Origin of the sequence: Halopolyspora algeriensis, assembly GCF_003337235.1 — a bacterium.
Taxonomy (GTDB): domain Bacteria; phylum Actinomycetota; class Actinomycetes; order Mycobacteriales; family Pseudonocardiaceae; genus Haloactinomyces; species Haloactinomyces algeriensis.
This window is the reverse complement of record NZ_QPJC01000002.1, coordinates 495,028-518,326: the sequence shown is the minus strand read 5'-3', so window position 1 is coordinate 518,326 and position 23,299 is coordinate 495,028. Positions and strand designations below refer to the sequence as shown.

The 23,299-nt window shown below is 69.6% G+C and carries 21 protein-coding genes; 6 read left to right on the top strand and 15 right to left on the bottom strand.

Annotated elements, in window-relative coordinates; translation table 11 throughout:
• Positions 1 to 88: 88 nt before the first annotated feature.
• Positions 89 to 748, bottom strand: coding sequence for an O-methyltransferase (locus DFQ14_RS05705; RefSeq protein WP_114451972.1), 660 nt, complete (start codon positions 746 to 748; stop codon positions 89 to 91).
• A 174-nt stretch (positions 749 to 922) separates the two neighbouring features.
• On the opposite strand from DFQ14_RS05705, the gene qcrB reads away from it, so the two are divergent.
• Entirely contained in the window at positions 923 to 2,596 is a 1,674-nt protein-coding gene (gene qcrB, locus DFQ14_RS05700) for a cytochrome bc1 complex cytochrome b subunit (protein WP_114451971.1), read from the top strand.
• Positions 2,597 to 2,765: 169 nt separating this feature from the next.
• Here qcrB and DFQ14_RS05695 read toward each other — a convergent pair whose 3' ends face one another.
• Complete coding sequence (locus tag DFQ14_RS05695; protein ID WP_114452158.1) at positions 2,766 to 3,215, bottom strand: universal stress protein; 450 nt, start codon at positions 3,213 to 3,215, stop codon at positions 2,766 to 2,768.
• Between the two features lie 346 nt (positions 3,216 to 3,561).
• On the opposite strand from DFQ14_RS05695, the gene DFQ14_RS05690 reads away from it, so the two are divergent.
• The 3 genes from DFQ14_RS05690 to DFQ14_RS05680 all read left to right on the top strand — a co-directional run bounded on the left by DFQ14_RS05690 (position 3,562) and on the right by DFQ14_RS05680 (position 5,562).
• Positions 3,562 to 3,879, top strand: coding sequence for a hypothetical protein (locus tag DFQ14_RS05690; RefSeq protein ID WP_114451970.1), 318 nt, complete (start codon positions 3,562 to 3,564; stop codon positions 3,877 to 3,879).
• Between the two features lie 159 nt (positions 3,880 to 4,038).
• A complete protein-coding gene (locus DFQ14_RS05685; protein WP_246195361.1) occupies positions 4,039 to 5,067 on the top strand; it encodes a Rieske (2Fe-2S) protein in 1,029 nt (342 codons plus the stop codon).
• A gap of 114 nt (positions 5,068 to 5,181) precedes the next feature.
• On the top strand, positions 5,182 to 5,562 hold the full coding sequence (locus DFQ14_RS05680) for a hypothetical protein (RefSeq protein WP_114451969.1): 381 nt from the start codon (positions 5,182 to 5,184) through the stop codon (positions 5,560 to 5,562).
• A 128-nt stretch (positions 5,563 to 5,690) separates the two neighbouring features.
• Here the strand turns inward: DFQ14_RS05680 and DFQ14_RS05675 are convergent, their stop codons facing one another.
• The 7 genes from DFQ14_RS05675 to crtI are packed head-to-tail and all read right to left on the bottom strand — an operon-like array spanning position 5,691 to position 11,818.
• On the bottom strand, positions 5,691 to 7,280 hold the full coding sequence (locus tag DFQ14_RS05675; RefSeq protein ID WP_114451968.1) for an FAD-dependent oxidoreductase: 1,590 nt from the start codon (positions 7,278 to 7,280) through the stop codon (positions 5,691 to 5,693).
• Complete coding sequence (locus DFQ14_RS05670; RefSeq protein ID WP_246195359.1) at positions 7,277 to 8,020, bottom strand: class I SAM-dependent methyltransferase; 744 nt, start codon at positions 8,018 to 8,020, stop codon at positions 7,277 to 7,279. Before DFQ14_RS05670 ends, DFQ14_RS05675 begins: the two co-directional genes overlap by 4 nt.
• On the bottom strand, positions 8,017 to 8,334 hold the full coding sequence (locus DFQ14_RS05665; RefSeq protein ID WP_114451966.1) for a lycopene cyclase domain-containing protein: 318 nt from the start codon (positions 8,332 to 8,334) through the stop codon (positions 8,017 to 8,019). The genes DFQ14_RS05670 and DFQ14_RS05665 overlap by 4 nt, the downstream gene beginning before the upstream one ends.
• Positions 8,335 to 8,338: 4 nt before the next feature.
• The gene (locus DFQ14_RS05660) at positions 8,339 to 8,701 is read right to left on the bottom strand and encodes a lycopene cyclase domain-containing protein (RefSeq protein ID WP_114451965.1); all 363 of its coding nucleotides are present in this window, start codon (positions 8,699 to 8,701) and stop codon (positions 8,339 to 8,341) included.
• Positions 8,702 to 8,704: 3 nt separating this feature from the next.
• Positions 8,705 to 9,265 carry an isopentenyl-diphosphate Delta-isomerase gene (gene idi / locus DFQ14_RS05655; RefSeq protein WP_114451964.1) on the bottom strand — a complete coding sequence of 187 codons (561 nt, stop codon included), beginning with the start codon at positions 9,263 to 9,265 and terminating at the stop codon, positions 8,705 to 8,707.
• A gap of 10 nt (positions 9,266 to 9,275) precedes the next feature.
• Complete coding sequence (locus DFQ14_RS05650; RefSeq protein ID WP_114451963.1) at positions 9,276 to 10,271, bottom strand: phytoene/squalene synthase family protein; 996 nt, start codon at positions 10,269 to 10,271, stop codon at positions 9,276 to 9,278.
• Complete coding sequence (crtI, locus tag DFQ14_RS05645) at positions 10,268 to 11,818, bottom strand: phytoene desaturase family protein (RefSeq protein ID WP_114451962.1); 1,551 nt, start codon at positions 11,816 to 11,818, stop codon at positions 10,268 to 10,270. Before crtI ends, DFQ14_RS05650 begins: the two co-directional genes overlap by 4 nt.
• A 551-nt stretch (positions 11,819 to 12,369) precedes the next feature.
• Here crtI and DFQ14_RS05640 point away from each other — a divergent pair.
• Both DFQ14_RS05640 and DFQ14_RS05635 read left to right on the top strand, forming a co-directional pair.
• Positions 12,370 to 13,032 (top strand): glycosyltransferase family 2 protein, encoded by a 663-nt coding sequence (locus DFQ14_RS05640; RefSeq protein WP_114451961.1) that lies wholly within the window; start codon positions 12,370 to 12,372, stop codon positions 13,030 to 13,032.
• A complete protein-coding gene (locus tag DFQ14_RS05635) occupies positions 13,029 to 13,787 on the top strand; it encodes a TIGR04282 family arsenosugar biosynthesis glycosyltransferase (RefSeq protein ID WP_114451960.1) in 759 nt (252 codons plus the stop codon). The genes DFQ14_RS05640 and DFQ14_RS05635 overlap by 4 nt, the downstream gene beginning before the upstream one ends.
• Positions 13,788 to 13,815: 28 nt before the next feature.
• On the opposite strand, the gene DFQ14_RS05630 is transcribed toward DFQ14_RS05635, so the two are convergent.
• The 6 genes from DFQ14_RS05630 to ku all read right to left on the bottom strand — a co-directional run bounded on the left by DFQ14_RS05630 (position 13,816) and on the right by ku (position 23,185).
• Positions 13,816 to 14,859, bottom strand: coding sequence for an NAD-dependent epimerase/dehydratase family protein (locus DFQ14_RS05630; protein WP_114451959.1), 1,044 nt, complete (start codon positions 14,857 to 14,859; stop codon positions 13,816 to 13,818).
• A 128-nt stretch (positions 14,860 to 14,987) separates the two neighbouring features.
• Positions 14,988 to 16,886, bottom strand: a complete 1,899-nt coding sequence (locus DFQ14_RS05625; RefSeq protein WP_114451958.1) for a helix-turn-helix domain-containing protein — start codon at positions 16,884 to 16,886, stop codon at positions 14,988 to 14,990.
• Between the two features lie 66 nt (positions 16,887 to 16,952).
• Positions 16,953 to 18,308: an MFS transporter gene (locus DFQ14_RS05620; RefSeq protein ID WP_114451957.1), complete on the bottom strand. Its 1,356-nt coding sequence runs from the start codon at positions 18,306 to 18,308 to the stop codon at positions 16,953 to 16,955.
• A 79-nt stretch (positions 18,309 to 18,387) separates the two neighbouring features.
• Positions 18,388 to 19,185 (bottom strand): 3-hydroxybutyrate dehydrogenase, encoded by a 798-nt coding sequence (locus DFQ14_RS05615; RefSeq protein ID WP_114451956.1) that lies wholly within the window; start codon positions 19,183 to 19,185, stop codon positions 18,388 to 18,390.
• Between the two features lie 293 nt (positions 19,186 to 19,478).
• Positions 19,479 to 22,001 (bottom strand): ATP-dependent Clp protease ATP-binding subunit, encoded by a 2,523-nt coding sequence (locus tag DFQ14_RS05610; protein WP_114452156.1) that lies wholly within the window; start codon positions 21,999 to 22,001, stop codon positions 19,479 to 19,481.
• Between the two features lie 152 nt (positions 22,002 to 22,153).
• Positions 22,154 to 23,185, bottom strand: coding sequence for a non-homologous end joining protein Ku (ku, locus tag DFQ14_RS05605; RefSeq protein ID WP_114451955.1), 1,032 nt, complete (start codon positions 23,183 to 23,185; stop codon positions 22,154 to 22,156).
• Between the last annotated feature and the right edge of the window lie 114 nt (positions 23,186 to 23,299).

The window sequence follows — 23,299 nt, the reverse complement described above, 5'->3', positions numbered from 1 at the left end:
ATCATCGGGGCATCCCGGCGAGAGCGGGGGACAGTCGCCCGAGAGAGCGTCCACGGTCTCCTCGGGGCGGTGGTGAGAACATTCCGGCTCAGCGCCGACGGGCGATGGTGATCCCGTCGCTGATCGGAAGCATGGTCAGCTCCACGCGGTCGTCGCGCAGAACGTGCTCGTTGAACGCCCTGATCGCCTGCGCGTTGATGTCCGTTTCGTCGTCGTCCAGCACCCGCCCGCCGGCGAGCACGTTGTCGACGGTGAGGAGCCCACCCGGCCGTGTCCGGGGGACGAGTTGCTCCCAGTAGTCGATGTAGCCGGTCTTGTCCGCGTCGATGAACGACAGATCGATCTCCGGTTCCTCCGGGAGTGCCCGCAGTGTTTCGGAGGCGGGACCCAGCCGCAGCTCGATCCGCTCCCGGATCCGGTCGCGCTCCCAGTACCGGCGGGCGACCTCGGTGAATTCGGTACTGATGTCGCAGCACAGCAGATGACCGTCCGGAGTCAGCCCCCGGGCGATCGCCAGAGCGGAGTAACCGGTGAACGTACCGACCTCCACCGCGAATCGGGCCCGGCCGATCTTGGCGAGCATCGTCAGCAGCGCCCCCTGCTCGGGTGAGATCTGCATCTGTGCCCGCTCGGGCAGCAGCCGTTCGGTCTCGGCGATGAGGTCCCGCTGGACTTCGTCGGGACGAGCTCCGTGCTCCACCAGGTAGTGGTGGAGTTCCGCACCGAGCTGTCCCGTCTCGCGTGTCACGGGCCAGACGTTACGCCGAGTGGCGTAGTGCGCAAGCTGCCTGCATGATCGTCGCCGGTTGCCGGAGCTTCCGGTCGCGCGTGGCCGGACTCCTGATTAGGCTCTCCGCTGGTGGCTCTCTCCGCGGCTGCCTGCGGATGGTCGCGTGGTCCTCGGAAGGGAGGCGTGCGTGTCATGAGCAGGTTGACGCGGCCGACCAAACCATCGAGTGGTTTCTCTCGCATGGCTGCTCAGCAGGCCGACGAGATGGACAAGCGCTACCAGATGGCCTCGGGCCTGCGGCGGCAGATGAACAAGGTCTTTCCGACGCACTGGTCGTTCCTGCTCGGCGAGGTCGCGCTCTACACCTTCATCATCCTGCTGTTGACCGGCACCTACCTGGCGTACTTCTTCGACCCGTCGATGTCCGAGGTCGTCTATCAGGGCGTCTACACCAACCTGCGCGGGGTCGCGATGTCGCGCGCCTACGAGACCACGCTGGACCTCTCCTTTGAGATCCGGGGCGGGATGTTCGCCCGCCAGATTCACCACTGGGCGGCATTGCTGTTCATGGCCTCGCTGGTGGCCCACATGTTCCGGATCTTTTTCACCGGGGCGTTCCGGCGTCCGCGTGAGGCGAACTGGATCATCGGCATCCTGCTGTTCATCACCGGCATGTTCGAGGGCTTCACCGGCTACTCGCTGCCCGACGATCTGCTGTCCGGTACCGGCGTGCGGATCGCCTCCGGGATCACCCTGTCGGTTCCCGTGATCGGTACGTGGCTGCACTGGCTGCTGTTCGGTGGTGAATTCGCCGGGGACGAGATCATCCCCCGCTTCTACCTGATCCACATCTTCCTGCTGCCGGGGATCATTCTGGGATTGATCGCGGTGCATCTGGCACTGGTGTGGTATCAGAAGCACACCCAGTTCCCCGGTATCGGCCGCAAGGAGGAGAACGTCGTCGGCGTGCGGATCATGCCGGGATTCGCGATCAAGGCCGGTGGGTTGTTCGCCGTGGTCACCGGTGTCACGGCGATCATGGGTGGGGTTTTCCAGATCAACCCCGTCTGGAACCTCGGTCCTTATGTCCCCTCGAAGGTCTCGGCGGCGGCCCAGCCGGACTGGTACATCCTCTGGACGGAGGGGTCCAGCCGTGTGTGGCCACCCTGGGAGATCTACATCGCCGATTCGTTCACCATCCCGGCGGTGTTCTGGCCGACGGCGTTTCTCATGGGTGCGATCTTCGTCCTGGCAGCGCTGTATCCCATGCTCGAGCGCAAGCTCAGTGGAGACACCGCCCACCACAACTTGCTGCAGCGGCCGCGGGACGTCCCGGTGCGCACGAGCCTGGGCATGATGGCGATCACGTTCTTCGTGCTGTTGCTGCTGTCGGGCGTCAACGACATCATCTCCTTCGAGTTCGGCATCTCGCTGAACGCCACGATCTGGGCCGGACGTATCGGGCTGCTGATCGGGCCGCCCCTCGCGTACTACATCACCTACCGGATTTGCATCGGGTTGCAGCGCGCCGATCGAGCCGTGCTCGAGCACGGCATCGAAACCGGCATCATCAGGCGCAGGCCCGATGGCGAGTTCATCGAGGTGCATCAGCCGTTGGGGCCGGTCGACGAGCACGGGCATCCCGAGGAACTTCCCTACCAGGGGGCTCCGGTGCCGAAACGGATGAACAAGCTCGGCGCGGCGGGAAGACCTGTGCCCGGAAGCCTGCTCCAACCCGACCCGACGGAGGAGACCCGCAGGTTGGACGAGGCCGAGCGGGAGGAGGCCGAGCGGGACCAGCGCGAGCAAGCCGAGCGCGAGGAGCGCGAGCTGCCCGCGGGGCGGCCGCAGGAACCCGGTTCCTGACCCGGTGGTGTGGCCGCCGAGGCCGTTGCCCGAGTGGATGCCGGTGTCGCAGGGCGCCGCCACGTCGGTTCGGAACCGCTCGAGGTGGCGGCTCTTCGGTAGTGAGGCGCAGCCGGAAGTTCCGTCACCGCACCGCCACGCACACCGATCCGTACACTCTCCTGGTCGTCTAGGACTCGGTCGTGGCCGGGGTGGCGTGCATGATCACCACCGGGCACTTCGCGTGGTGAACACACTTCTGGCTGACCGAGCCCAGCAGAGCACCGACGAATCCCCCGTGCCCGCGGCTGCCCACGACGAGCAGCTCGGCATCCCGGGCGGCGTCGAGAAGGACCTGGGCCGAGTTCCCCTGCACGACCCGGGTGCGGACCGGCACCGAGAAATCGCGCTCGCCGAGTACGGTATTCACCGTGTTCTCGGCCGCGATACCGGCGGCCTCCTCGAATTCCCGGGGAGCCACGGCCCCGCCCTCCCAGCTGTAGAAGGCCGGGTATTCCCACGCGGTGATCGCCTCGACGGCGGCGCCGGTGAGTTCGGCCTGGCCGAGAGCCCAGCGCAGCGCGGCTGTGGAGGGGGCTGACCCGTCGATTCCGACGACGATGGTGCGCTCGTTGCTCAAGGGGGTCTCCGGAAGAGAGGTCCGTTGTGCCGGTTTCCAGTACACGTGGTGTGCCCGAGTGTTGTCGAGGGGCGCCATCCCGACGAGTGCTCACGGGGCGGAGTGGCTCCATGAGGGGGACCCCGTGCCGGGAAGGGCAAAGCCGGGTCTGTACCGGATGCATACGGCAAGGAGGCACGGCCGGGGGAATGCATCCCCGAACGAGGTGGAGAGCGGGATCACAACGAATGCGAAGTGTGATCACTACTGCTCACCGGGTATGACGTGCGCACCGCCGCCGCGAGACGGTGGCGGACGACTGGTGATCAGCAGGGCGTGCGCGTGCACGCCGGAAAGAAGGGAAACCATGACTGGGGCACGTTCGTGGAGCATGGTTGCCCACGATGCCGGGGCATTGACGCAAGCAATCGAGAATCTGGAAGCCAGTTGGAGGACGGTGCCGGGCGCCCAACAGCCGGGTTCGACGCGGGATGCGCTCCTGACCGTGACCGAAGTGGGAACGAAGCTGGCCAAACTCCTGGATGCTCTGGCCACCCAATACGAGAATCCCGGGGTGCCGGAGCAGCGAGTGGCGCACCTCGCGCTCGACCAGGCCGCTGCAGCGGCCGAGGACCTCGGCGCGTGCACCCGCAGGGCCGCCCAGGCACTCCAGAGCGGTCACTGATCCCGAGACGGACCCGTGCCCTGCTCGGTCGAACTCCGCCTGGCGGGTGGGGCTGCCGTGCCCGTAGCACCCGGCGGGGTCGGGTGGTGCGCGGTACTCTCGCCGCCGAGCTGTGATCACCGCAGTCGAGGTACCGATACCGGCAGAAGGGATGTGACCGTGGGCGGAGTGGCGGCGAAACGACCCGGGCGGATACGCGAGCTCCCGCTGCGGCGCCTGCGGATCCCGCACTGGGCCGAGCAGGGCGGCACCTGGAAATCGGCGAATCCGGCGCTGATCGAAGCGGCACTCAAACGAGCCCTGGCACGTCCGTCGGGGAACTGGTTCGTGCTGGCCGCCAGCCGGGAAGTCACCACGGACCGGCCGTTCGGTCGCACGGTCGCGGGAGTGGAGGTGGTGGCCTGGCGTACCGGCGACGGCCGGCTGCACGCGGGCCCCGGCGCGTGCCCACACCTCGGTGCCCCGCTCAGCCAGGCCCGGGTGCACTGCGGCGAACTCGTGTGCCGCTGGCACGGCCTGAAACTGGGGGAGCGGGCAACACCGTGGTGGACACCGTTTCCCGTCCATGACGACGGTGTGCTGGCGTGGGTGCGCCTGGACGAGGCCGGGGGCGAGCAACCGTTGCCCGAGCCCGTGATTCCTCGCCGTCCGCCACGGCAAACCGGTATCGAGGCGGTGGCCACGGTGACGGGAGTGTGCGAGCCGGAGGATGTCGTGGCCAACCGGCTGGACCCGTGGCACGGGTCCTGGTTCCATCCGTACTCCTTCGCCAACCTGCGGGTGCTTCGCGCGCCGGAGATCGACGCTCCCGACGACGCCGATCGCGACCGGTTCGACGTCGAGGTGTCCTTCCGGCTGTCTCGGCACCTCGGGGTGCCGGTGACCGCGACCTTCACCTGTCCGGAGCCGCGCACCGTGGTCATGCACATCGTGGAGGGTGAAGGGGCGGGCAGCGTCGTCGAAACCCACGCGACACCGCTGGGCCACGACAGCGCCGGTCGGCCGCGCACTGCCGTGATCGAGGCGACGGTGGCCCATTCCGAGCGGCGGGGTTTTCGCGTGGCGCGTCGCGCGGCCGGGGTGATGCGCCCGGCGATGCGCTGGGCGGCGCTGCGGCTGTGGCGCGACGATCTCGCCTATGCCGAGCGTCGTTACGCACTGCGCAGCACAGGCCACTTTCCGGGTTAGTATCGTTGTCGTGGCCGTTTTCGGGCGGTGACGTCGTCACCCTGCGGGCGCTGCGGCGCATCCCGGGATGACCAGCACAACAAGCACTCGCCGAACGGACGGAGGCTGCCGAACATGATGGGAAGAACAGCGGCGCTCGTGGCTGCGACGCTCACCGCGCTGGGCGGTGCGGCAACGGTTGCGGCCTCCCCGCAGCCCGCGCCGTCCCCCCGTGCCGGTGATACGGCCGTCTCGACCACCACCGGAGCGGACCGGCGCGACTGCGGTGACGTGGCTTTCGCGCCCGCTTCCGACTACGGGGCGTTCACCATCCGTGCCGACGGCCTCGGCTGCGACCTCGCCCGCGACGTCGCCGCGGACGTCGAGGGACGGCTCGGGGAGTCCTACCGCAGCCACGGCTTCACCTGCCAGGGGCGGCCCACCGGCAACGCACTCGGTGGCTTCGACTACACCTGCGACCGGGGATCGGACAGCATCTCCTTCACCGCCAGCTGACGGTGACCCCGTGGCGAGTACCTGACTGACCGCGCGGATCTGGCCTCCCTGATGTCGGGGCTCGACGGAGCGTGGCGCAGCCGGAGGTTCCGCCACCCGCACCGCCCACAAACCAATCCGTGCACTCTCTAATGCGCCGGCGCCAGCCGTCGCAGAGCGGCGAACCTCCCTCGGTCGGGCACACTCCACAGGGCGTGGCCGCGGGTGTCCCACCCGGCCAGCAGCTCGTTGGCCGCGCACATCCCGGTGGTGGCGGCACGTTCCATCAGGGCCACCGGCAGGTCGACCCGGACGAGGTCGCCCGCCAGCACCAGATGCGGGTCGGGGGTGCGCACGCCGGGTCGATCGCGGAAACCGCCCGGTGGGAACAGCGGGCAATCGGCACGCAACTCGTGGCGCTCGTCGACGATGCCGGCCCGGGCGGTCTCCGGGTAGATGCGATGCAGCTCCGCCAGCACGCGGGGACGCAGCTGCTCGACAGTGGGGGTGCCCGCCAGGGCGTAGGCGTGCAGCTCGAGCACGGATCCGTCGTGCCGGTGAGCCCACTCGGAGGCACTGTGCTCGTAGCGTTCCAGCACGCTGATGTTGTCCAGCGGTCCGTACCCGCTCGTGCCGAGGAAACCGGGACGGTCACCGGCGATCGGGCGGTCCAGCCACAGCCGGGAGACCAGGAACGGGGGAGCACTGGGCAGATCCGCGATGCTGCGCTGCCACGTGCTGTCACCGAGCTGCGGTGAGTGCTGCACGAGGGTGCGCAGCCCGGCCGGATCGGTGGCCAGCACGACGGCGTCGACGTCGAGTTCCTCGCCGTGCCCGCGCAGCGGTGGCGTGCACCGCACGTGAAACCGGCGCCGGTGCCCGAACCGCACCGACTCCACGGAGGTGCCGGTGTGGAGGTGCACATCCCGCTGGGTCAGGTAGTGCTGCAGGGGCTGCCACAACGCCTGCGGGAAGCAGTCCGAGGCGACGTCGAACAGCAGCCCCTCACTGGAGCCCAGGAAGTAGATGTGAAACATCGTGATCAGTTCGGCGGCCGACAGCTCGGTCGGGTCGGCGAAGAAGCTCCGGGAGAACACCTCGAAGGCCAGGTGCTGGGCGGCTTTCGGGAACCCGATTCGGTCCAGAAAGCTCGCGGCGTCGAGATGGTCGAGTTGCTCGTAGGTGTCGGGCACCGACACGTGAGCCAGGGGCAATGCCGCGCGGGTACGCAGCTTGGTCACGTCGCGCCACGTGAAGGTGGGGCTGCGTGCCACGAACGCCAGGGCGTTCAACGGTGGGGTGCGGGGCAGACCGGCGAAGGTGTCGCGGTAGCCGTCGCTGTGCACCAGGGGATAGTCCGGCATTCCCACGAGCCCGGTCAGGGCCGGGTCGGCCCGGCGCAGGAGGTTGCGGAGGTTGTAGTACTGGCGGAAGAAGGCGTGGAAACCGCGGTTCATGCTCGCGACGGATCCGTCGACGAGTTCGGTCCGCCAACCGCCCACACGTCCGCCGAGATAGTGCTCGCGCTCCAGCAGCCGGACGTCGACACCTCGCTCGGCCAGGCAGGTGGCCGCGGCCAGTCCCGCGATACCGGCGCCGACGACCGCCACGCGCGGCCGATGCGGCAGGTGTCCGACATCGGGATGGCCGCCGCGGGCCGGGTGCAGGACCGCTTTCCTGTCCCGTCCGGGCCTGGATCGGGCCGGGGCGGTGCGGTCCGGGACGGTGCCGCCGGTCATCGCGCCCTCCCCGGCGCGGGGACGGGGCGGTGGCCGAGGAAGGTGTGCACGATCCCGCGTTGCCAGCCGGTCATCCGAGAGCTGCGGACATCGGTGAAGCCGGCCGCACGCATCCGTTGCCGGAATTCCGCGGTGCTGTCGAAGTCCAGTACGCTGCGCCACAGGTAGCGGTAGAGGTCGGCACGCCCGGTGGCGACCCGCCCCGCCGGGATGATGACGCTCCAGCACACGGCGCTCCACATCAGCCGTGCCGGGATACGCCCGCGCACCGAGTACTCGTGCACGGCCAACCCCGCTCCGGGGCGCAGCAGCGCGAGCAGGGTGGCCAACCCGGCCTCCACATCGGGGAGGTTGCGCACCAGGTACGCGGCGAGGATGCCGTCGAAGGGTCCGGTGATCCCCGCGTCGGTGAGTTCGTCCAGCCGTGCGTGGACGAACTCGACCGTGACCGGCCATGGTTTGCGACGGGCACGGGCGAGCATCTCGGCCGATCCGTCGACGGCCACGATGTGCGCCCGGGGAGCCGCTCGCAGCAGCGCGGCCGTCGAGGCGCCGGTGCCGCAGCCGGCATCCAGCAGCCGCAGACCCCGGCCGTCATCGGGCAGCCGCAACCGCCTCGCGGACAGGGCCAGATGCCGGTGGTAACCGGGATTGGCACCGACGAGGCGGTCGTAGGAACCGGCTGCCGCGTCGAACTCGTCGACAACCCCGTGCGGGGGCCTTTCCTGCGATGCCGTCACCGGACCTCCCTCGCTCGCCGGTGATGTTCCCACAGCAGCAGGGTCGCGGTGATCAGGGCGAAACCGAACAGAAAGTCCTCCACGGGGATGTCCCATGGCGCCCGCAGGCCGGTCATCACCTGCGGGGCGTAGCGCACGATCGGTGCGGACAGTTTGGTCAGCCAGCCGTCCACCGGGATCTGGAACGCGAGCATGATGAGCATGCTCAGCCAGTACGCGGGACGGCGAAACAGGCCGGTACGCAGCCAGAGCAGCTCACCGGCCACCACGACGACAACGGCCGCGACCGCAGGGACGGTGTATTCCCACAGCACAGGATCACCGCTTCCCGGGGGAGTCGAGCAGGTCCTCTCCGGCATCCGCGGGCCGCCGCAGCGCGGTGAGCATCCTGTCGACGGACTCATAGGTCAACAGGCCACAGATCGGAATGACCACGAAAAAAGCCAGCTCTTCGATCGGCAGACCTCCCGGCAGGGACCACCCGGTGACGTAGTCGGGATGGAATGTCCAGTGTCCCCGGGCGATCGCGACAACGTCCCAGACGAGGAAGACACCCAGAACCGGCAGCAGGGTGCGCACCAACCGGCCGGGCCGGCGATACACCCGCGCACCCAGGATCTCCAGGGGCAGGGTGATCGCCAGGCACCCGGCCATGAGCAGCAGGTACTGAAACCGGTCCATCGGTCACCGGCCCTGGTCGTTGCCCAGGAGGTTCGCAACGAGTGGAGCCTGCTCGGCCGCCCAGGGGCTGATGGCCCACGGCGCCCGCTCGGCCAGCCGCACGAACTCCGGCCACTCCGCCCAGGCCCAGTCGACGATCTCGGTCGGTTCGGGCTCGGGACGGTCCGCGGTGACGGCCGTGTACACCGGACACAGCTCGTTTTCCACCGTTCCGGTCGCATCGATGGCCCGGTAGCGAAACTCCGGCAGGCACACGCGGACGTCGTGCAGCGCGACCCCGAGCTCTTCCCGCACGCGGCGGTGCACGGCCTCCTCGGTGGGCTCGTCGGGTGCCGGATGGCCGCAGCAGGAGTTGCTCCACACCCCCGGCCAGGTCCGCTTGCCCAAAGCCCGCCGGGTGACCAGCAGTTGTCCGGCGGGATTGAACACGTAGCAGGAGAAGGCCAGGTGCAGGGGAGTGTCGTTGCAGTGCACCTCGGTCTTGGAAGCGCTGCCGATCGAGTGGCCGTTCTCGTCGAGCAGGACGACGAGCTCCGGGGTGGTCGCGGAGGAGATCGAGTTCATGTGCTCACAGTTACCTCACGTCGGGTGAATTCGCAGCAGTCGGCGCGGTCCCGGCGTGGCGCTGTCCGGCCAGCCGTGCGCGTGCCCGGGTGGTCAGGGCCCCGAACACGGCGGTTCCGGCCACGCCGAGCCGGCGTGTTGCAGGCACCGAGACCCGCGTGTCGAACACGTTGTAATCGGCATCGACCAGCTGGTCGAGTATCTCCCCGTACAAGGTGAAGGCAGTGGCCACACACGGACGCGACACGGGGGCGAGCATGTTGATCCCCGGCTGGGCATAGCGATAGATCGCCCGGGTGCGGGCCACCTGATCGGCCAGAGCGTGTCGGACCCGGCGGTCCGGACGCCCTGCTCGCAGGCACCACAGCAGCCGATCGCGGTCCACGCCGAACGCGGCGAGCTCGTCGGCGGGCAGGTAGACGCGCCCGCGTTGCAGGTCCTCTCCGAGGTCCCGGAGGAAATTGGTCAGCTGAAAGGCATTGCCCAGCGCCGCCGCCCGGGGGGCGGCATGCTCGTGGCCGGTCACCGTGCCCAGTACCGGCAGCACCTGCAGCCCGATCACGTCCGCCGAGCCGTGGACGTAGGAGTTCAGCGCGGTACGGGTGGGGTAGTCGGTGACGGTGAGGTCCTGGCGCATCGACCTCAGGAACGCGGTGAAGTACTCGTGGTCGATTCCGTATCGCGTGACCGTATCCACCAGCGCCGCCAGCACGGGATGCTCGCTGTGGCCGTGTCGCAGTCCGGCGTGCAGCGCTGTGCCCAGCCTCTCGAGTTCCTCGGCACGCGCCTGCGTGCTACGGGTCGGATCGAGATCGTCGACGATGTCGTCGGCCCACCGCGCGAACCCGTACAACGCGTGCACGGCGGGGCGTTGAGCCGGGGTGAGCATCCGGGTGGCCAGGAAGTACGTGCGGCCGTGCCGGGCGTTGAGGCGCCGGCATCGCTCGTAGGCCGCGCACACCGCGGGTTCCCGGATCCCGGCGGTACGCAGTTCGTGTCGCGTCATGGCAGGTCGACACCCGTACCTGCCGCCGTGTCGAGCCCCGCCGTCGCCGCTCGGGTGCGGGTCGGGTGTCGCCGGCGGCCGGTAATGCGCTGCGCTGCCAGCTTTCCGGAGACGAGGACGGTCGGCACCCCGACACCGGGGGTGCTCCCACATCCGGCGAGGACGGCGTTGTCGATGCCGCGGACCAGGTTCCGCGGCCGGAACGGCCCCGTCTGGGCGAAACTGTGGGCGGCACTGAACGGGGTCCCCGCCAGCATGCCCTGTGCCGCCCAGTCGTGGGGTGTGACCACACGGCTGACTTCGACGGAGCTTGCGAACTCGGGCATGAGCCGATCCTGGAGCCGACCGATGATCTCCTCGGCGTAGGCATCGGCCATCCGATCCCAGTCGGGCCGCGCCCGGTGCAGGTTCGGGCAGGGAACCAGGACGTGATGCAGGTGCCTGCCCGGCGGGGCCAGCCCGGGATCGGTCCGTGTCGGGTTGGTGATCAGCAGGGACGGGTCGCTCATCAACCGACCCTGCTCGATGATCTCGCGGAAGGTGCGTTGCCACGCCGCGCCGAAGGACAGCGTGTGGTGGCCGAGTCCGGTGTACTCGCGGGATGTGCCCAGATGCAGAACCATCGCCGAAGGTGCTGCTCGCAGCGGCACGGGCCGCCGGGGGGTCCGGCCCAGCAGTCGGTAGGTCACCGGCAGGTCCGGGGTGAGGACCACCGCATCGCAGGGGAGACGCTCCTGCCGGGACGTGTGCACCGCGGTGATCCGGGAGCCGCTGCGCTCCAGCTCGGTGACCTCGGTGCCGTACTGCACCGTGGCCCCCGCGTCGGTCGCGGCGGCTGCCAGCGCGTCGGGGACGGCGCGCATCCCGCCGCGCGGGAAGAACACCCCACCGACGGTGTCCATGTAGGAGATCACGGCGTAGGCGGCCAGCGCGTCGCGCGGTGACATGCCGGCATACAGTGCCTGGAACGAGAACACCCGGCGGAGTCGTTCGTCGGTGAGGTACCGCCCGATAGCGCTGTCCAGCCGCCCGAACCCTCCGAGCGCGGCCAGGTGTGCGAGCTCCGGGCCGAGCAGATCCAGCGGGGAGTCGAAGTTCGCGTCGATGAACGTGGCGTACTGGGCGCGGTAGAGCTGTTCGAGCCAGTGCCGTAGCCGTCGATACCCGAGCGCTTCGCGTGGTCCGGCGAACTCCCGCACCGCGTGTTCCATGCGTTCGGCATCGGTGTGCACGTCCAGGGCCGTGCCGTCGGCGAACCGCGCCCGGTAGGCGGGATGCAGCGGTATCAGGTCCAGCCGCTCGGCGGTGGATTCCCCGACCGCCGCGAGTGCCTCGTCGAGCAGTTCGGGCATCGTGAGCACGGTGGGGCCGGTGTCCATGCGGTAGCCCTCGAGGTCGAGGCGGCCCGCCCGGCCGCCCGGGTGGGAATCGCGCTCCACGACGACGACCTCCCGCCCGCTGCCCAGCAGGTGCAGGGCGGCGGCCAGACCGGACAGTCCCGCCCCCACCACGACGACGCGATCGGTACGTCCGGCAACGGTGCGCATGGTTCTCCTCTCCGGTGTGCGTGGCGGATCATCCGCACTCGCCGGGTCACCGTCGCCGCCGAGCCACGTCGTGGCGGCGGCTCGTGCCCATCGCGAACTGCCGCGGACTCCTGGAGGTTCGGCGAGGCGGGGCAAGTCTAGAAACCGGGCCGGAACGGCTCAACGTGCCGGTCCGGCGTGCCCGAGATGTTCATCCGGCCGGAGGATACGCTGCCGGCAACGCCTCTCGGGTCGCCGTGCCGACAGGGTGCCGCCGTTCAGGGTGCCGCCGTGGAACCCGCTTCGGAACCGGAACGTGCCGCAGGGGCTCGTCCGAGGCCGGTTGGCTCTTTCGGGTGAGTGCCGGCTGCGCGCCCCGGGGAAGGCAGGGCGTTGCCGGGGCATCTCTGTTACACAAGGTGAAGTCCGGGAGCTCGACAGCACCGCCACAGGCGGTCGTCGTGGAAGCGCAGCCGGCGGCAACGGCGCTCGACCGAGAGGACCATGATGCGCATCACCGTCGAAGACACTGCTCATGGCGGCCTCGATCACTGCCGAACGGTCTGATTGCCGTGGCCGCGCAGGTGGAGGTCGTCCTGCCGTGCCTGGACGAGGCGGCGGCGCTGCCCGCCGTCGTGCGTTCGGTCATCGAGGATGTCGGTTGCCCGGCACTGGTCGTGGACAACGGTTCCACGGACGGGTCACCGGACATCGCCGAGGAATGCGGAGCCCGGGTGGTGCGGGAACCGGCCCGCGGCTACGGCGCGGCCGTGCACACCGGCCTGCTCCACGCCACGGCCGAGATCGTGTGCGTGCTCGACGCCGACGGCTCGGTGGACCCCGGTGCACTGCCCGCGCTCATCGCCCCGCTGCACGAGGGCACCTGCGATCTGGCGGTGGGGCGGCGGGTCCCGACCGAGCGCGCGGCGATGCCGTGGCACGCGCGTGCGGGCAATGCGGTCCTGGCCTCGATGCTGCGCCGGAGAGGGGTTCCGGTCCGGGACCTGGCCCCGGTCCGCGTGGGGCGGCGTGCGCAGCTGCTGGAGCTCGGTGTGTGTGATCGCGCGTTCGGCTATCCCCTGGAACTGTTGCTGCGTGCCGGCCGAGCCGGCTGGCGGGTGTGTGAGCTGCCGGTGCGGTACCGGCCGCGCGCCGCGGGCACCGAATCCAAGGTGAGTGGCTCCGTGGCCGGGACCGCACGCGCGCTCCGGGACATGATCGGAGTTCTGCGATGAATTCCACGGCGATGCTGGTGGTCGCGAAGTCCCCCGAACCGGGCCGCGCCAAGACCCGCCTGTCCCCGCCGGCCACCCCGGAGCAAGCGGCAGCGATCGCGGCGGGCAGCCTGCTGGACACGATGCGCGCGGTGCACGCCGTGGCGGGAGGACGAGCCGTGGTGGCGTGGACGGGTGAGCCCGCGCGGGCCGTGCGGCACGACGAGATCGCGGCGGTGCTGGCCACGACGAGGATCGTGCGGCAGCGGGGAGAGGACTTCGCCCGACGACTGGCCGCTGCTCACGCCGACGTCGCCGAGTTGATGCCGCAGCATCCGGTGCTGCAGATCGGTATGGACACCCCGCAGGTGACCGGCGCGCTCCTGGAGCGATCCGCCGAGCCGCTGCACCGCGAGGGTGGGCCCGATGCCGTGCTGGGGCCCGCTTGTGACGGCGGCTGGTGGGCGCTGGGGCTCAGGAACCCCCGGTGGGCCGACGTTCTCGGCGAAGTACCCATGTCCCGTGCGGACACCGGCGACCGGACCCTGGAGGCGCTGCGCTCCGCGGGGTTGCGGGTACAGCTGCTTCCGGAGTTGTCCGATGTCGACACGATGGCCGCGGCTCGCAGCGTGGCCGCGCGGATACCCGGGTCCGAATTCGCCGCTGCTGTCCGTGCCGCAGCAAGCGGCGGGGAGGGGCGGGCAGTCATGGCGGAATCCACGACCAGGAGCAGCGGCGAGGCCGACCGGCCCGCAGGCAGCGTCCGCCGGCGATGACATCCCGGGGTCGGTCGCGCTGTACGGTTCACCCGCGTTGTGGGGCCGCGGCGAATTCCGCCATGCCCTCGGTGAAACCGACCTCGGCGCGGAATCCCAGTTCCCGCTGTGCCCGCTGCGGGTCGGCCACGATGTGCCGGACGTCGCCGAGACGGAACCGACCGGTCACGACCGGCTGCGCCCCGCCGGCTGCCGAGGCCAGTTCGACGGCCATCTCGCCGATCGTGTGCGGGTGGCCGGAGCACACGTTGTAGGCGGAGAATCCGGGCGGGCCGTGTTCGAGCGCCGCGAGGTTGGCGGCGGCGATGTCGCGGACGTGCACGAAATCGCGACGCTGTGCTCCGTCCTCGAACACGAGGGGAGCCTCACCGCGGGCCAGTGCCGAGCGGAACAGGGAGGCCACTCCCGCGTACGGGGTGTTGCGGGGCATCCGGGGACCGTAGACGTTGTGGTAGCGCAGGGCCACGGCGGACCCGCCGGTGTGGCGCGACCACACCGCGGCCAGATGCTCCTGGGCGAGCTTGGTCGCCGCGTAGGCGTTACGCGGGTCGGTGGCCGCTTCTTCGGGGACCGTGCCGGGGTCGAGCAGGCCGCCGCATCGGGGGCACCGCGGCTCGAACACCCCCTGCCGCAGGTCCTCGGCGGTGCGCGGCCCGGGCCGGACCTCTCCGTGTGCGGGGCAGAAGTAGCGGCCCTCCCCGTAGACGACCATGGAGCTGGCCAGCACCAGCCGTCCGATCGCGTGCTCGCTCATCGCACTCAACAGGCGGGCGGTGCCGAGATCGTTGTGGGCGACGTAGTCGGGCATGTCGGCCACCCCGGTTTCCAGTCCCACCATCGCGGCCTGGTGGCAGACCACGTCGACTCCCCGCAGTGCCCGTGCCCGCATGTCCGGATCGGACACGTCTCCGATCAGCAACTCGTGGTCACCGAGGTAATCCGGACGCCCGGTATCTCCGTGGGCGGCGGGCAGGAGCGCATCGAGCAGTCGCACCTCGTGTCCCCGGGCGGTGAGCAGGTCCGCCACGTGCGAGCCGATGAAACCGGCACCGCCGGTGATGAGAACGCGCACTTTCGCCCTCCGTGTACTCGCCGGTCCGCGCCTGTCGGGCACGCTACAACCCGCTTGATCGAACAGCACCCGGTTCACGATGTTCGCCGATCTCGACGGTCGCGGGAGCGGCGGCCGTAGCCGAGTGCTCACTCCGGCGAGGGCGGCTCGTTTCGGCAGGTGAGATGATGCAGGCGCAGCGCGAGCTGGATCTCCAGCGCCCGCGCGGGATGGTGCCAGTCCGCACCGAGCAGGGTGGCGATCCGCTCCAGCCGCTGGGTGACGGTGTTGACGTGCACGTGCAGCGCCTGGCCGGTGCGGGTGAGATTGGTGCTGCAGGCGAAGTAGGTCTCCAGGGTGTGCACGAGGTCGGTGCCCCGGCGGGCGTCGTAGTCCAGCACCGGCCCGAGAGTGTGGGTGACATAGCCGGCGAGGTCGGTGCGGTCGCCGAGCAGCACCGCGAGGAAACCGAGATCGGCCAGCGCGGCGCCCTGGCCCTGCTTGCCCAGGGTCAGCATGGCTTCCAGACAGCGGGCCGCCTCGGCATGGGTCGCGGCGATCGTGTCGATCCCCTCGGTGGGCCCTGCCGCGCCGACCGTGACCGGACCACCCACGGCCGCACCCAGTTCTCGTGCGAGCGCGGTCGCCACGGCGCCGGCCTCGCGGGCGGGCAGCACCAGGACCACGTGCTTACCGTGCGCTCCCGCGAGCCCGCCGGCCTGGGCGGCGTGGTGGGACGCCGCGGCAACCAGACGTTCGCGAACCATCGCATCGACGTGTGCCACCGCCACGACATGGGCGGCACCGAGGTCGACCCCGAGCCGGCGCGCGCGGGCGAGCACGCCCGCACGGTCCCGGTCGGAGGTGGTCAGGAGATCGGTGACGAGTTCGCCGCGCACCTTGTCCTCGGCTTCGGCGGTCGAACGCTGCAGCAACAGCAGCAGCGCGGTGACGACTCCGGCGCGTTCGAACAGCCGCCGGTCGGCGTCGGCCAGCTCGCTCCGGCCGACCAGGGTGAGGCTGCCGAGCAGTTCCGGACCGGCCAGCACGGCACAGACCCAGTTGTCCTGCCACAGCACGGCCCGGCCGCTGGTGTGCGAGCGCCGGACGGAGACGGCGTGCGGGGGCAGGGGTGCGGCCTCGATCCGGGCCAGTTCGGTTCCCTCGGCATCGTGCACGAGGATGCCGCCTCCGAGGATCTCCGCGACAGCTCCGGCCACCTCCGGCACGTTGCCGCCGCGCAACACCAGGTCGGTCAGCCGATCGTGCGCCCGCTCCGCGCGGCGCAATGCCTCGTTGTGGCTGCGGATCGTGTCGTGGGCGGTGTTGAGCTCGACCAGTGCGCTGCGGGTCTCTTCGAGCAACCGGGTCGTGTCGATGGCGATCGCGGCATGATCGGCCAGCGACGACAGCAGGGCCACCTCGTCGGGGGAGAACTCGCGGGAGGCGCGCTCGGCCGCGTAGAGCACGCCGATCACGGAGCTGCCGACCTTGAGGGGAACGCCGAGAATGGCCACCAGCCGCTCGTCGCGCACGGCGGTGTCGATGGCTTCGGTGTGGTTGAACCGCTCGTCGTCGAAGTAGGAGGGAGTGGCGTAGGGACGCACCGTCTGTGCCACCAGACCGCCCAGTCCTTCACCCATTCCCAGCCGGACCTGCTGGAACAGTGCCGAGACGGAACCGTCGGTGACCCGCATGTAGGTCGAGCCCGCGGCATCGTCGTTGAGGCTGAGATAGGCGATGTCGGTGCCCAGCAGCATGCGGGCTCGGTGCACGATCGCACGCAGCACCGCATCCACGTCGCGCACCCGCGCGAGGTCACCGGCGGTGTCGAACAGTGCCGCCAGCTCGGCCTCGCGGCGGCGCTGCTCGGTGAGCGTGTGGCGCAGGCGCAGGGCGAGCACGCCGGCTCGCTCGATCCGTGCCAGTGCGGTCGCATCGGCCCCCGCCGCGCGGGCCGTTGCCGGGATCTGGGCGAGGTCCTCGCTCGTACCGTCGCCGGCGAGCAGCTCGAACAGGTGCAGCAGGTGCTCGGCCGGGTCGTCCATGACGTTCATCCTGGCACCGCGGGCAATCCCGGCATCGGGATGTGCCGGGATTGCCCGCGGCCGTGGTCACCGGGCGGCCGGTACGCCCGGGGTGTCGTCGGTGTCGGCGTCGTCGAGCGAACTGCCCCGGGTCTCGGTGGCGAAGAGGATGGCCACCGAGGTCAGCAGCGCACCGGCTGCCACGTACACCGCGATCGGGACCCAGCTGCCGGATACGGCCAGCAGCGCCGTGGCGATCGTGGGTGCCAGGCCCCCGGCCACGACCGAGGCGAGCTGGTAGCCGATCGAGGCGCCCGAGTACCGCACGCGCGTGCCGAACAGCTCCGACATGAACGCCGCTTGCGGGCCGTACATGGCCCCGTGCAGGATCAGCCCCACGGTGACCGCCAGCGTCATGAGCGCGAACGATTCCGTGTTCAGCAGGCCGAAGAACGCGAAGACCCACACGCCGATGCCGAGTGCGCCGACCAGGTAGACGGGTTTGCGCCCGATCCGGTCCGACAGCGCGCCCCACATCGGAATGGTCACGAAGTGCACCGCCGAGGCGATGAGCACCGCGTTGAGGGCCATCCCCCTCGGCAGACCCAGGGCGTTGGTGATGTAGGTGAGGATGAACGCGGTGATGACGTAGTAGCACACGTTTTCCGCGAACCGGGCTCCCGAGGCGATCAGGACCTCACGCCACTGGTAGCGCAGCACCCGCACGATCGGCATCTGTTCCGGCTCGGCCTTGTCCTTGGCGCGTTCGGCGGCAGCGGTGAACACCGGCGACTCGCTGACCGACAACCGGATCCACAGCCCGACCAGCACCAGCAGCCCGGACAGCAGGAACGGAATCCGCCAGCCCCAGGCCAGGAACGCCTCGTCGGACTGCACCGCAGCCAGGATCGCGAGGACGGCCGTGGCCAGCAGGTTGCCGGTGGGCACACCGGCCTGGGGCCAGGAGGCCCAGAATCCGCGGCGCTCGCTGTCGCCGTGCTCGGAGACGATGAGCACGGCACCGCCCCATTCACCGCCGAGCGCGAAGCCCTGGATCACCCGCAGCAGGGTCAGCAGGATCGGTGCTGCGATGCCGATGGTGGCGTAGGTGGGCATCAACCCGACCGCGAAGGTGGCCCCTCCCATCATCAACAGGCTGATGACGAGCAGTTTCTTGCGGCCGATCTTGTCGCCGAAGTGCCCGAAGACCAGCCCGCCGAGCGGGCGGAACACGAAGCCGATCGCAAAGCTGGAAAAGGCCAACAACGTCCCGATCAGCGGATCTTCCGTGGGAAAGAACAGGACGTTGAAGACCAGCGCCGCGGCCGACCCGTAGAGGAAGAAGTCGTACCACTCGATGGTTGTGCCGATCATGCTGGCGCCGACGATCTTGAAGATCGAGCGGCGAGGTGGGTCTGCGTGTGCTGGTGATGCTGCGGACATGGCGTTACCGCTTCCTGCGTAGGTGGTTGAGTGGGTGGGAAAACGGGTGGTGGTCGGGTGGGGATGCCTCCGTTCGCGGCTAGTGGGCGGTCCAGGCCCCGTCGATGGGAATGGACGCACCGGTGATGTAGCCGGCCCGCGAGCTGCACAGCCACCCCACGAGTGCGGCCACCTCTTCGGGCTCGATGAGGCGTTTGATCGCGGTCCGGTGCAGAAACACCTGGTCGGTGACCTCCTCGGGGGCGATGCCCCGGGAACGGGCCTGAGCCTCGATCTGGTCCTGTACCAGCGGGGTCCGGACATAGCCCGGGTCCACGCAGTTGCTGGTGACACCGCGGGCAGCCCCTTCCAGGGCGGCGACCTTGCTCATCCCCTCGAGTGCGTGCTTGGCCGCCACGTAGGCGGACTTGTCGGGGCTGGCGCGGAGGCCGTGCACGCTGGAGATGTTGATCAACCGCCCCCAGCCCCGGGCGTACATGTGCGGCAGGCAGTGCCGCATCAGCAGGAACGGGGCGGTCACCATCACCTGCTGGATCAGGGTGAAGGTCTCCGGGGGGAATTCGTGGATCGGTGCCACGTGCTGGATCCCGGCGTTGTTGACGAGAATGTCGACCTCGGCGGGCAGCGCCGCCACGGCGCCGGCTTCGGCCAGATCGACCACATGCGCCGTCCCCCCGGTCTCGCGCGCGGTGTCCCGCACCGCCTCGGCCTCGCGGTCGAGGAGGTGGACGTGCGCGCCTGCGGCTGCCAGTACCTGTGCGCAGGCTCTGCCGATTCCGCTGCCCGCCCCGGTGACCAGGGCCGTCGCCGTGGTCAGGTCGGCATCAGCAGCAGCGCCGGGCGGCGGGGAGGCACCCGGTGTGGAGGCATCCGTCATACCGGAGCACGTTAACTACCTCACAGCCACGGACCTATGTGTTCTGATCACACACTCCAGTGGTGATATATGGGTGCACGACACATCGAGGCCGCGGTGAACCACCGGTGCCTGCCGCGCCAGAGGCGGCCAGGGTGGTGGGGTGCCCCTCGGCGCGCCCCGCACGGAAAAACGAATCCGGAGTGTGCCGCGATCGCACACTCCGGAGTCGTCTGTCGCGATGGGGATTGTGTGACGGTGCTCCGACCTCGGTGGCCGAAAGGGCATGAGCCCGAGGCCGGTACGAGCCCGGATCAGGACGAGGCCGGCTCCGGCTGCTGCACCGAGAACCGCAGTTGCCCGTCGGCTGCGTCGACCTCCACGCGCTGGCCGTGCTCCAGCTTTCCTTCCAGCAGCAGATCCGACAGCGCGTCGTCGATCTCGCGCTGGATGGTGCGCCGTAGCGGGCGAGCCCCGAACTCGGGCTGATGGCCGTGCTCGGTCAGCCAGTCCACCGCGGGCCGGTCGAACTCGATGTCGATGTCCTGGGACTGCAACCGCTGCTTCGTCTCGTCGAGCATCAGCTCGGTGATCCGCCGCAGCTGCTCGCCCTCCAGCTTGCGGAACATGACGACCTCGTCGATGCGGTTGAGGAACTCCGGCCGGAACGACTCCCGCAGCCGCGCCATCAGCCGGTCCCGGGCGGGCTCCTCGGCCTGATCCTCGTCCCTGGTGCTGAACCCGATCACACCGGACCGGTTCGAGATGATGTCCGAGCCGAGATTGCTGGTCATGATCAGCACGGTGTTTTTGAAGTCCACCGTGCGACCCTGGCCATCGGTGAGGCGACCGTCCTCCATGACCTGCAGCAGGATGTTGAACACGTCGGTGTGCGCCTTCTCGATCTCGTCGAGCAGCACCACCGAGTAGGGCCGGCGCCGCACCTCTTCGGTGAGCTGCCCGGATTCCTCGTAGCCCACGTAGCCGGGAGGGGCACCGACCATCCGGCTGGCCGTGTGACTCTCCTGGAACTCGCTCATGTCCAGCCGGACCATGCGCTCGTCATCGCCGAACAGCGACTCCGCCAGCGCACGGGCCAGTTCGGTCTTGCCGACGCCGGTCGGGCCGAGGAACAGGAACGTGCCGGTGGGGCGGTTCGGGTCGCCCATACCGGTACGGGAGCGCCGCACCGCCCGGGCGATGGCGTGGACCGCCTCGTCCTGGCCGACCACGCGCTGGTGCAGGTGCTCCTCCAGGCGCATCAGCCGGCCCTTTTCCTCCTCGGTCAGTTGGGTGACGGGGATCCCCGTCGCCCGCGAGACGACCTCGGCGATATCGGTGGCCTCGACCACCGGAATCCCGTCGGAGCCCTGCCGCTGCTCCTGAATGCTGCGTTGCATCTCGGAGATCCGGTCCCGCAGTTCCGAGGCGCGCTCGTACTCCTCGTCGGACACGGCCTGATCCTTGTCCCTCCGGAGTTGGTCGGCCTGCTGCTCGAGATCGCGCACGTCGGTGGTCGGGGTCTTGGTGCGCAGCCGCTTGCGGGCACCGGCCTGGTCGAGCAGGTCGATGGCCTTGTCCGGCAGGTACCGGTCGGTGACGTAGCGGTGCGACAGGTCCGCTGCGGCGCTGACGGCCTCGTCGCTGAACCGTATCTGGTGGTGCGCCTCGTAGCGGTCCCGCAGCCCGCACAGGATCTGCACCGTGTCGTCGACACTGGGTTCGGGGACGTCGATCGGCTGGAAGCGACGCTCCAGCGCGGCGTCCTTCTCGATGTTCTTGCGGTACTCGTCCAGCGTCGTGGCGCCCACGATGTGCAGATCGCCCCGGGCCAGCTTCGGCTTGAGCATGTTGCCTGCGTCGACGGCTCCCTCGGACCCACCGGCGCCGACAACGGTGTGCAACTCGTCGATGAAGATGATCAGCTCGTCGCTGTGCTGGCTGATCTCGTCGAGAAGCTTGTTCATCCGCTCCTCGAAGTCACCCCGGTAGCGGGTGCCCGCGACGACGCCGGACAGGTCCAGTTGCACGACACGCTTGCCCGAGAGCACGTCGGGCACCTCGCCGTCGACGATGCGCTGGGCGATGCCCTCGACCACGGCGGTCTTGCCGACACCCGCCTCACCGGTGAGCACGGGATTGTTCTTCGTGCGCCGGGCCAGCACCTCGACGGTCTGCTCGATCTCGTCGCTCCGCCCGATGACCGGATCGAGCCCGCCCTCACGGGCGCGGGCGGTGAGGTCCTGCCCGTATTGATCCAGCGTCGGCGTGGAGCTGGCCTGCTGTGCCTCGGTCGCGGAGTGCTGCTGGGCACGCCCCCCGGCCGCGCTGGACTGCAGCGACTCCACGGTGACATGGGCCGCCGCCAGCAGCCGCCCTGCCGTGGACTCCTGGTTGGCCGCCAGTGCCAGCAGCAGGTGGTCCGGGCCGATGTAGGACGAGCCGACCGCCCGGGCGATCTGGTGGGAATCCAGCAGCGCCCGCTTGGCTGCGGGCGTCAACGCAGGCGGCTGCTCGGTGGCCTCCGCCCGAGGGATCCGCTGCTCGATCTCCTCGGCGATCGAAGCCGGATTGGCCCCGGCCCGCTCCAGCATCCCGCGCGTGGTCTCGGTCTGCGTCGCGGCCCAGAGCAGGTGATGCGCGTCGAGATCGCGGCCACCGCGTTCGGCCGTGAACCGCGCGGCTGCGGCCACGAGCTCCTGCGCCTGCTGGCTCATGAGCCGGGTGATGTCGACACGCTGGGGGCGAGGGGAGCCTCCTTGGCCCCCGAGGAAGCGGGCGAGGAAGTCGTCGAAGGGACTTGAACCGTATCCGCCAGGGCCGAAGAAGCTGGTCATCATTACCTCTTTCGTTCGCAAGCTCCGGTTCCGGAATTCCCTGCAGGCTCGTTCGGCCAAACATGAGTGCAGGCCACAGGTCTTTTCCCGCGTCGTGCTCGCTCGGCAGGGAGCACGACGCCGCCCTCACCGGTCGCGGCAGCGCGGTGGTCTCACGAGGCCTTCCGGGAACGGCGGCCGCGGCCCGAGCGTGTCCCGGCCGACTCGAGGATCGCTTTTTCCAGGTCCTTGCGACTCAGCTTGGAGCGCCCCTTGATCTGCAGTTCGCGTGCGCGCCTGGCCAGCTCGCTCTTGGACAGCTGGGAGGGGTCTTGCGGTGTGCTCGCACTCCGCTGCCGCGGAGTGCGGGTCTCGGCCTCGGCTTCCGCCGCTGTGTCGGAGGTTTCCCGATCGCCGGTTGTCTCACCGTGGCGTGCCTGATCGGTACTGCGACGCAGGGCATCGGCGAGGTCGACGATGTCGGTGGGCTCGGGTGGGGTCGCCTCCGGTTCCGGCGTGCGTCCCCGGCTTTTGTCCTCGAGGAGTTTCTCGACGCGGGCGGTGTAGGTGTCGGCGTAGTCGCGCGGTTGCCAATCACCGCTCATGGACTCGATGAGATCGGTGGCCATCCGCAACTCCTGTCCCGACAGCGACTGGCGAGCCGAGCGCGGATCCACGACCTCGGCGGGATCGCGCACCTCGTCGGAGAAGAACAGCGTGTCCAGGGCCAGGGCGGTGTCCTCGGCCCGGATAGCGGTGAGGTACTCCTTGCCACGCAGCACGAAGCGGGCGATCCCCACCCGATCCGTCCGATCCAGAGCCCGCCGCAGCAGGTGGTACGGGCGGTCGTGCTGCTCGTCGGTGGGCGCGAGCCAGTAGGTCTTCTGGAAGTACACCGGATCGATCTCGGCCAGGTCGACGAAGGTGACGATCTCGATCGTATGGGAGCGACCCGGTGCGATGGCATCGAGTTCGTCCTGCTCCACCGTCACCAGGTTGCCGCCGACCTCGCGGCCCTTGACGATGTCGTCGTAGTCGAGTTCGGCGCCGGTGCGCTCGTTGAACCTGCGGTAGCGCACCCGGTCGGAGGTGCCGCGCTGGTACTGGTTGAAATGAATGGTGTGGCTCTCGGTGGCGCTGTACAGACCGACGGGGATCGACACCAGGCCGAAGCTGATCGATCCCGTCCAGACCTTGTGTGCCATGACATGCCTCCTCCGGAGTGCCCGGCTCCGCTTCGGCCGCCACCGTCCCCGCGCTCGTCCCGTGCGGGCAGGATGAGCACACTGCGGACCGCATTCAGCCGGGGCGGTCCACTT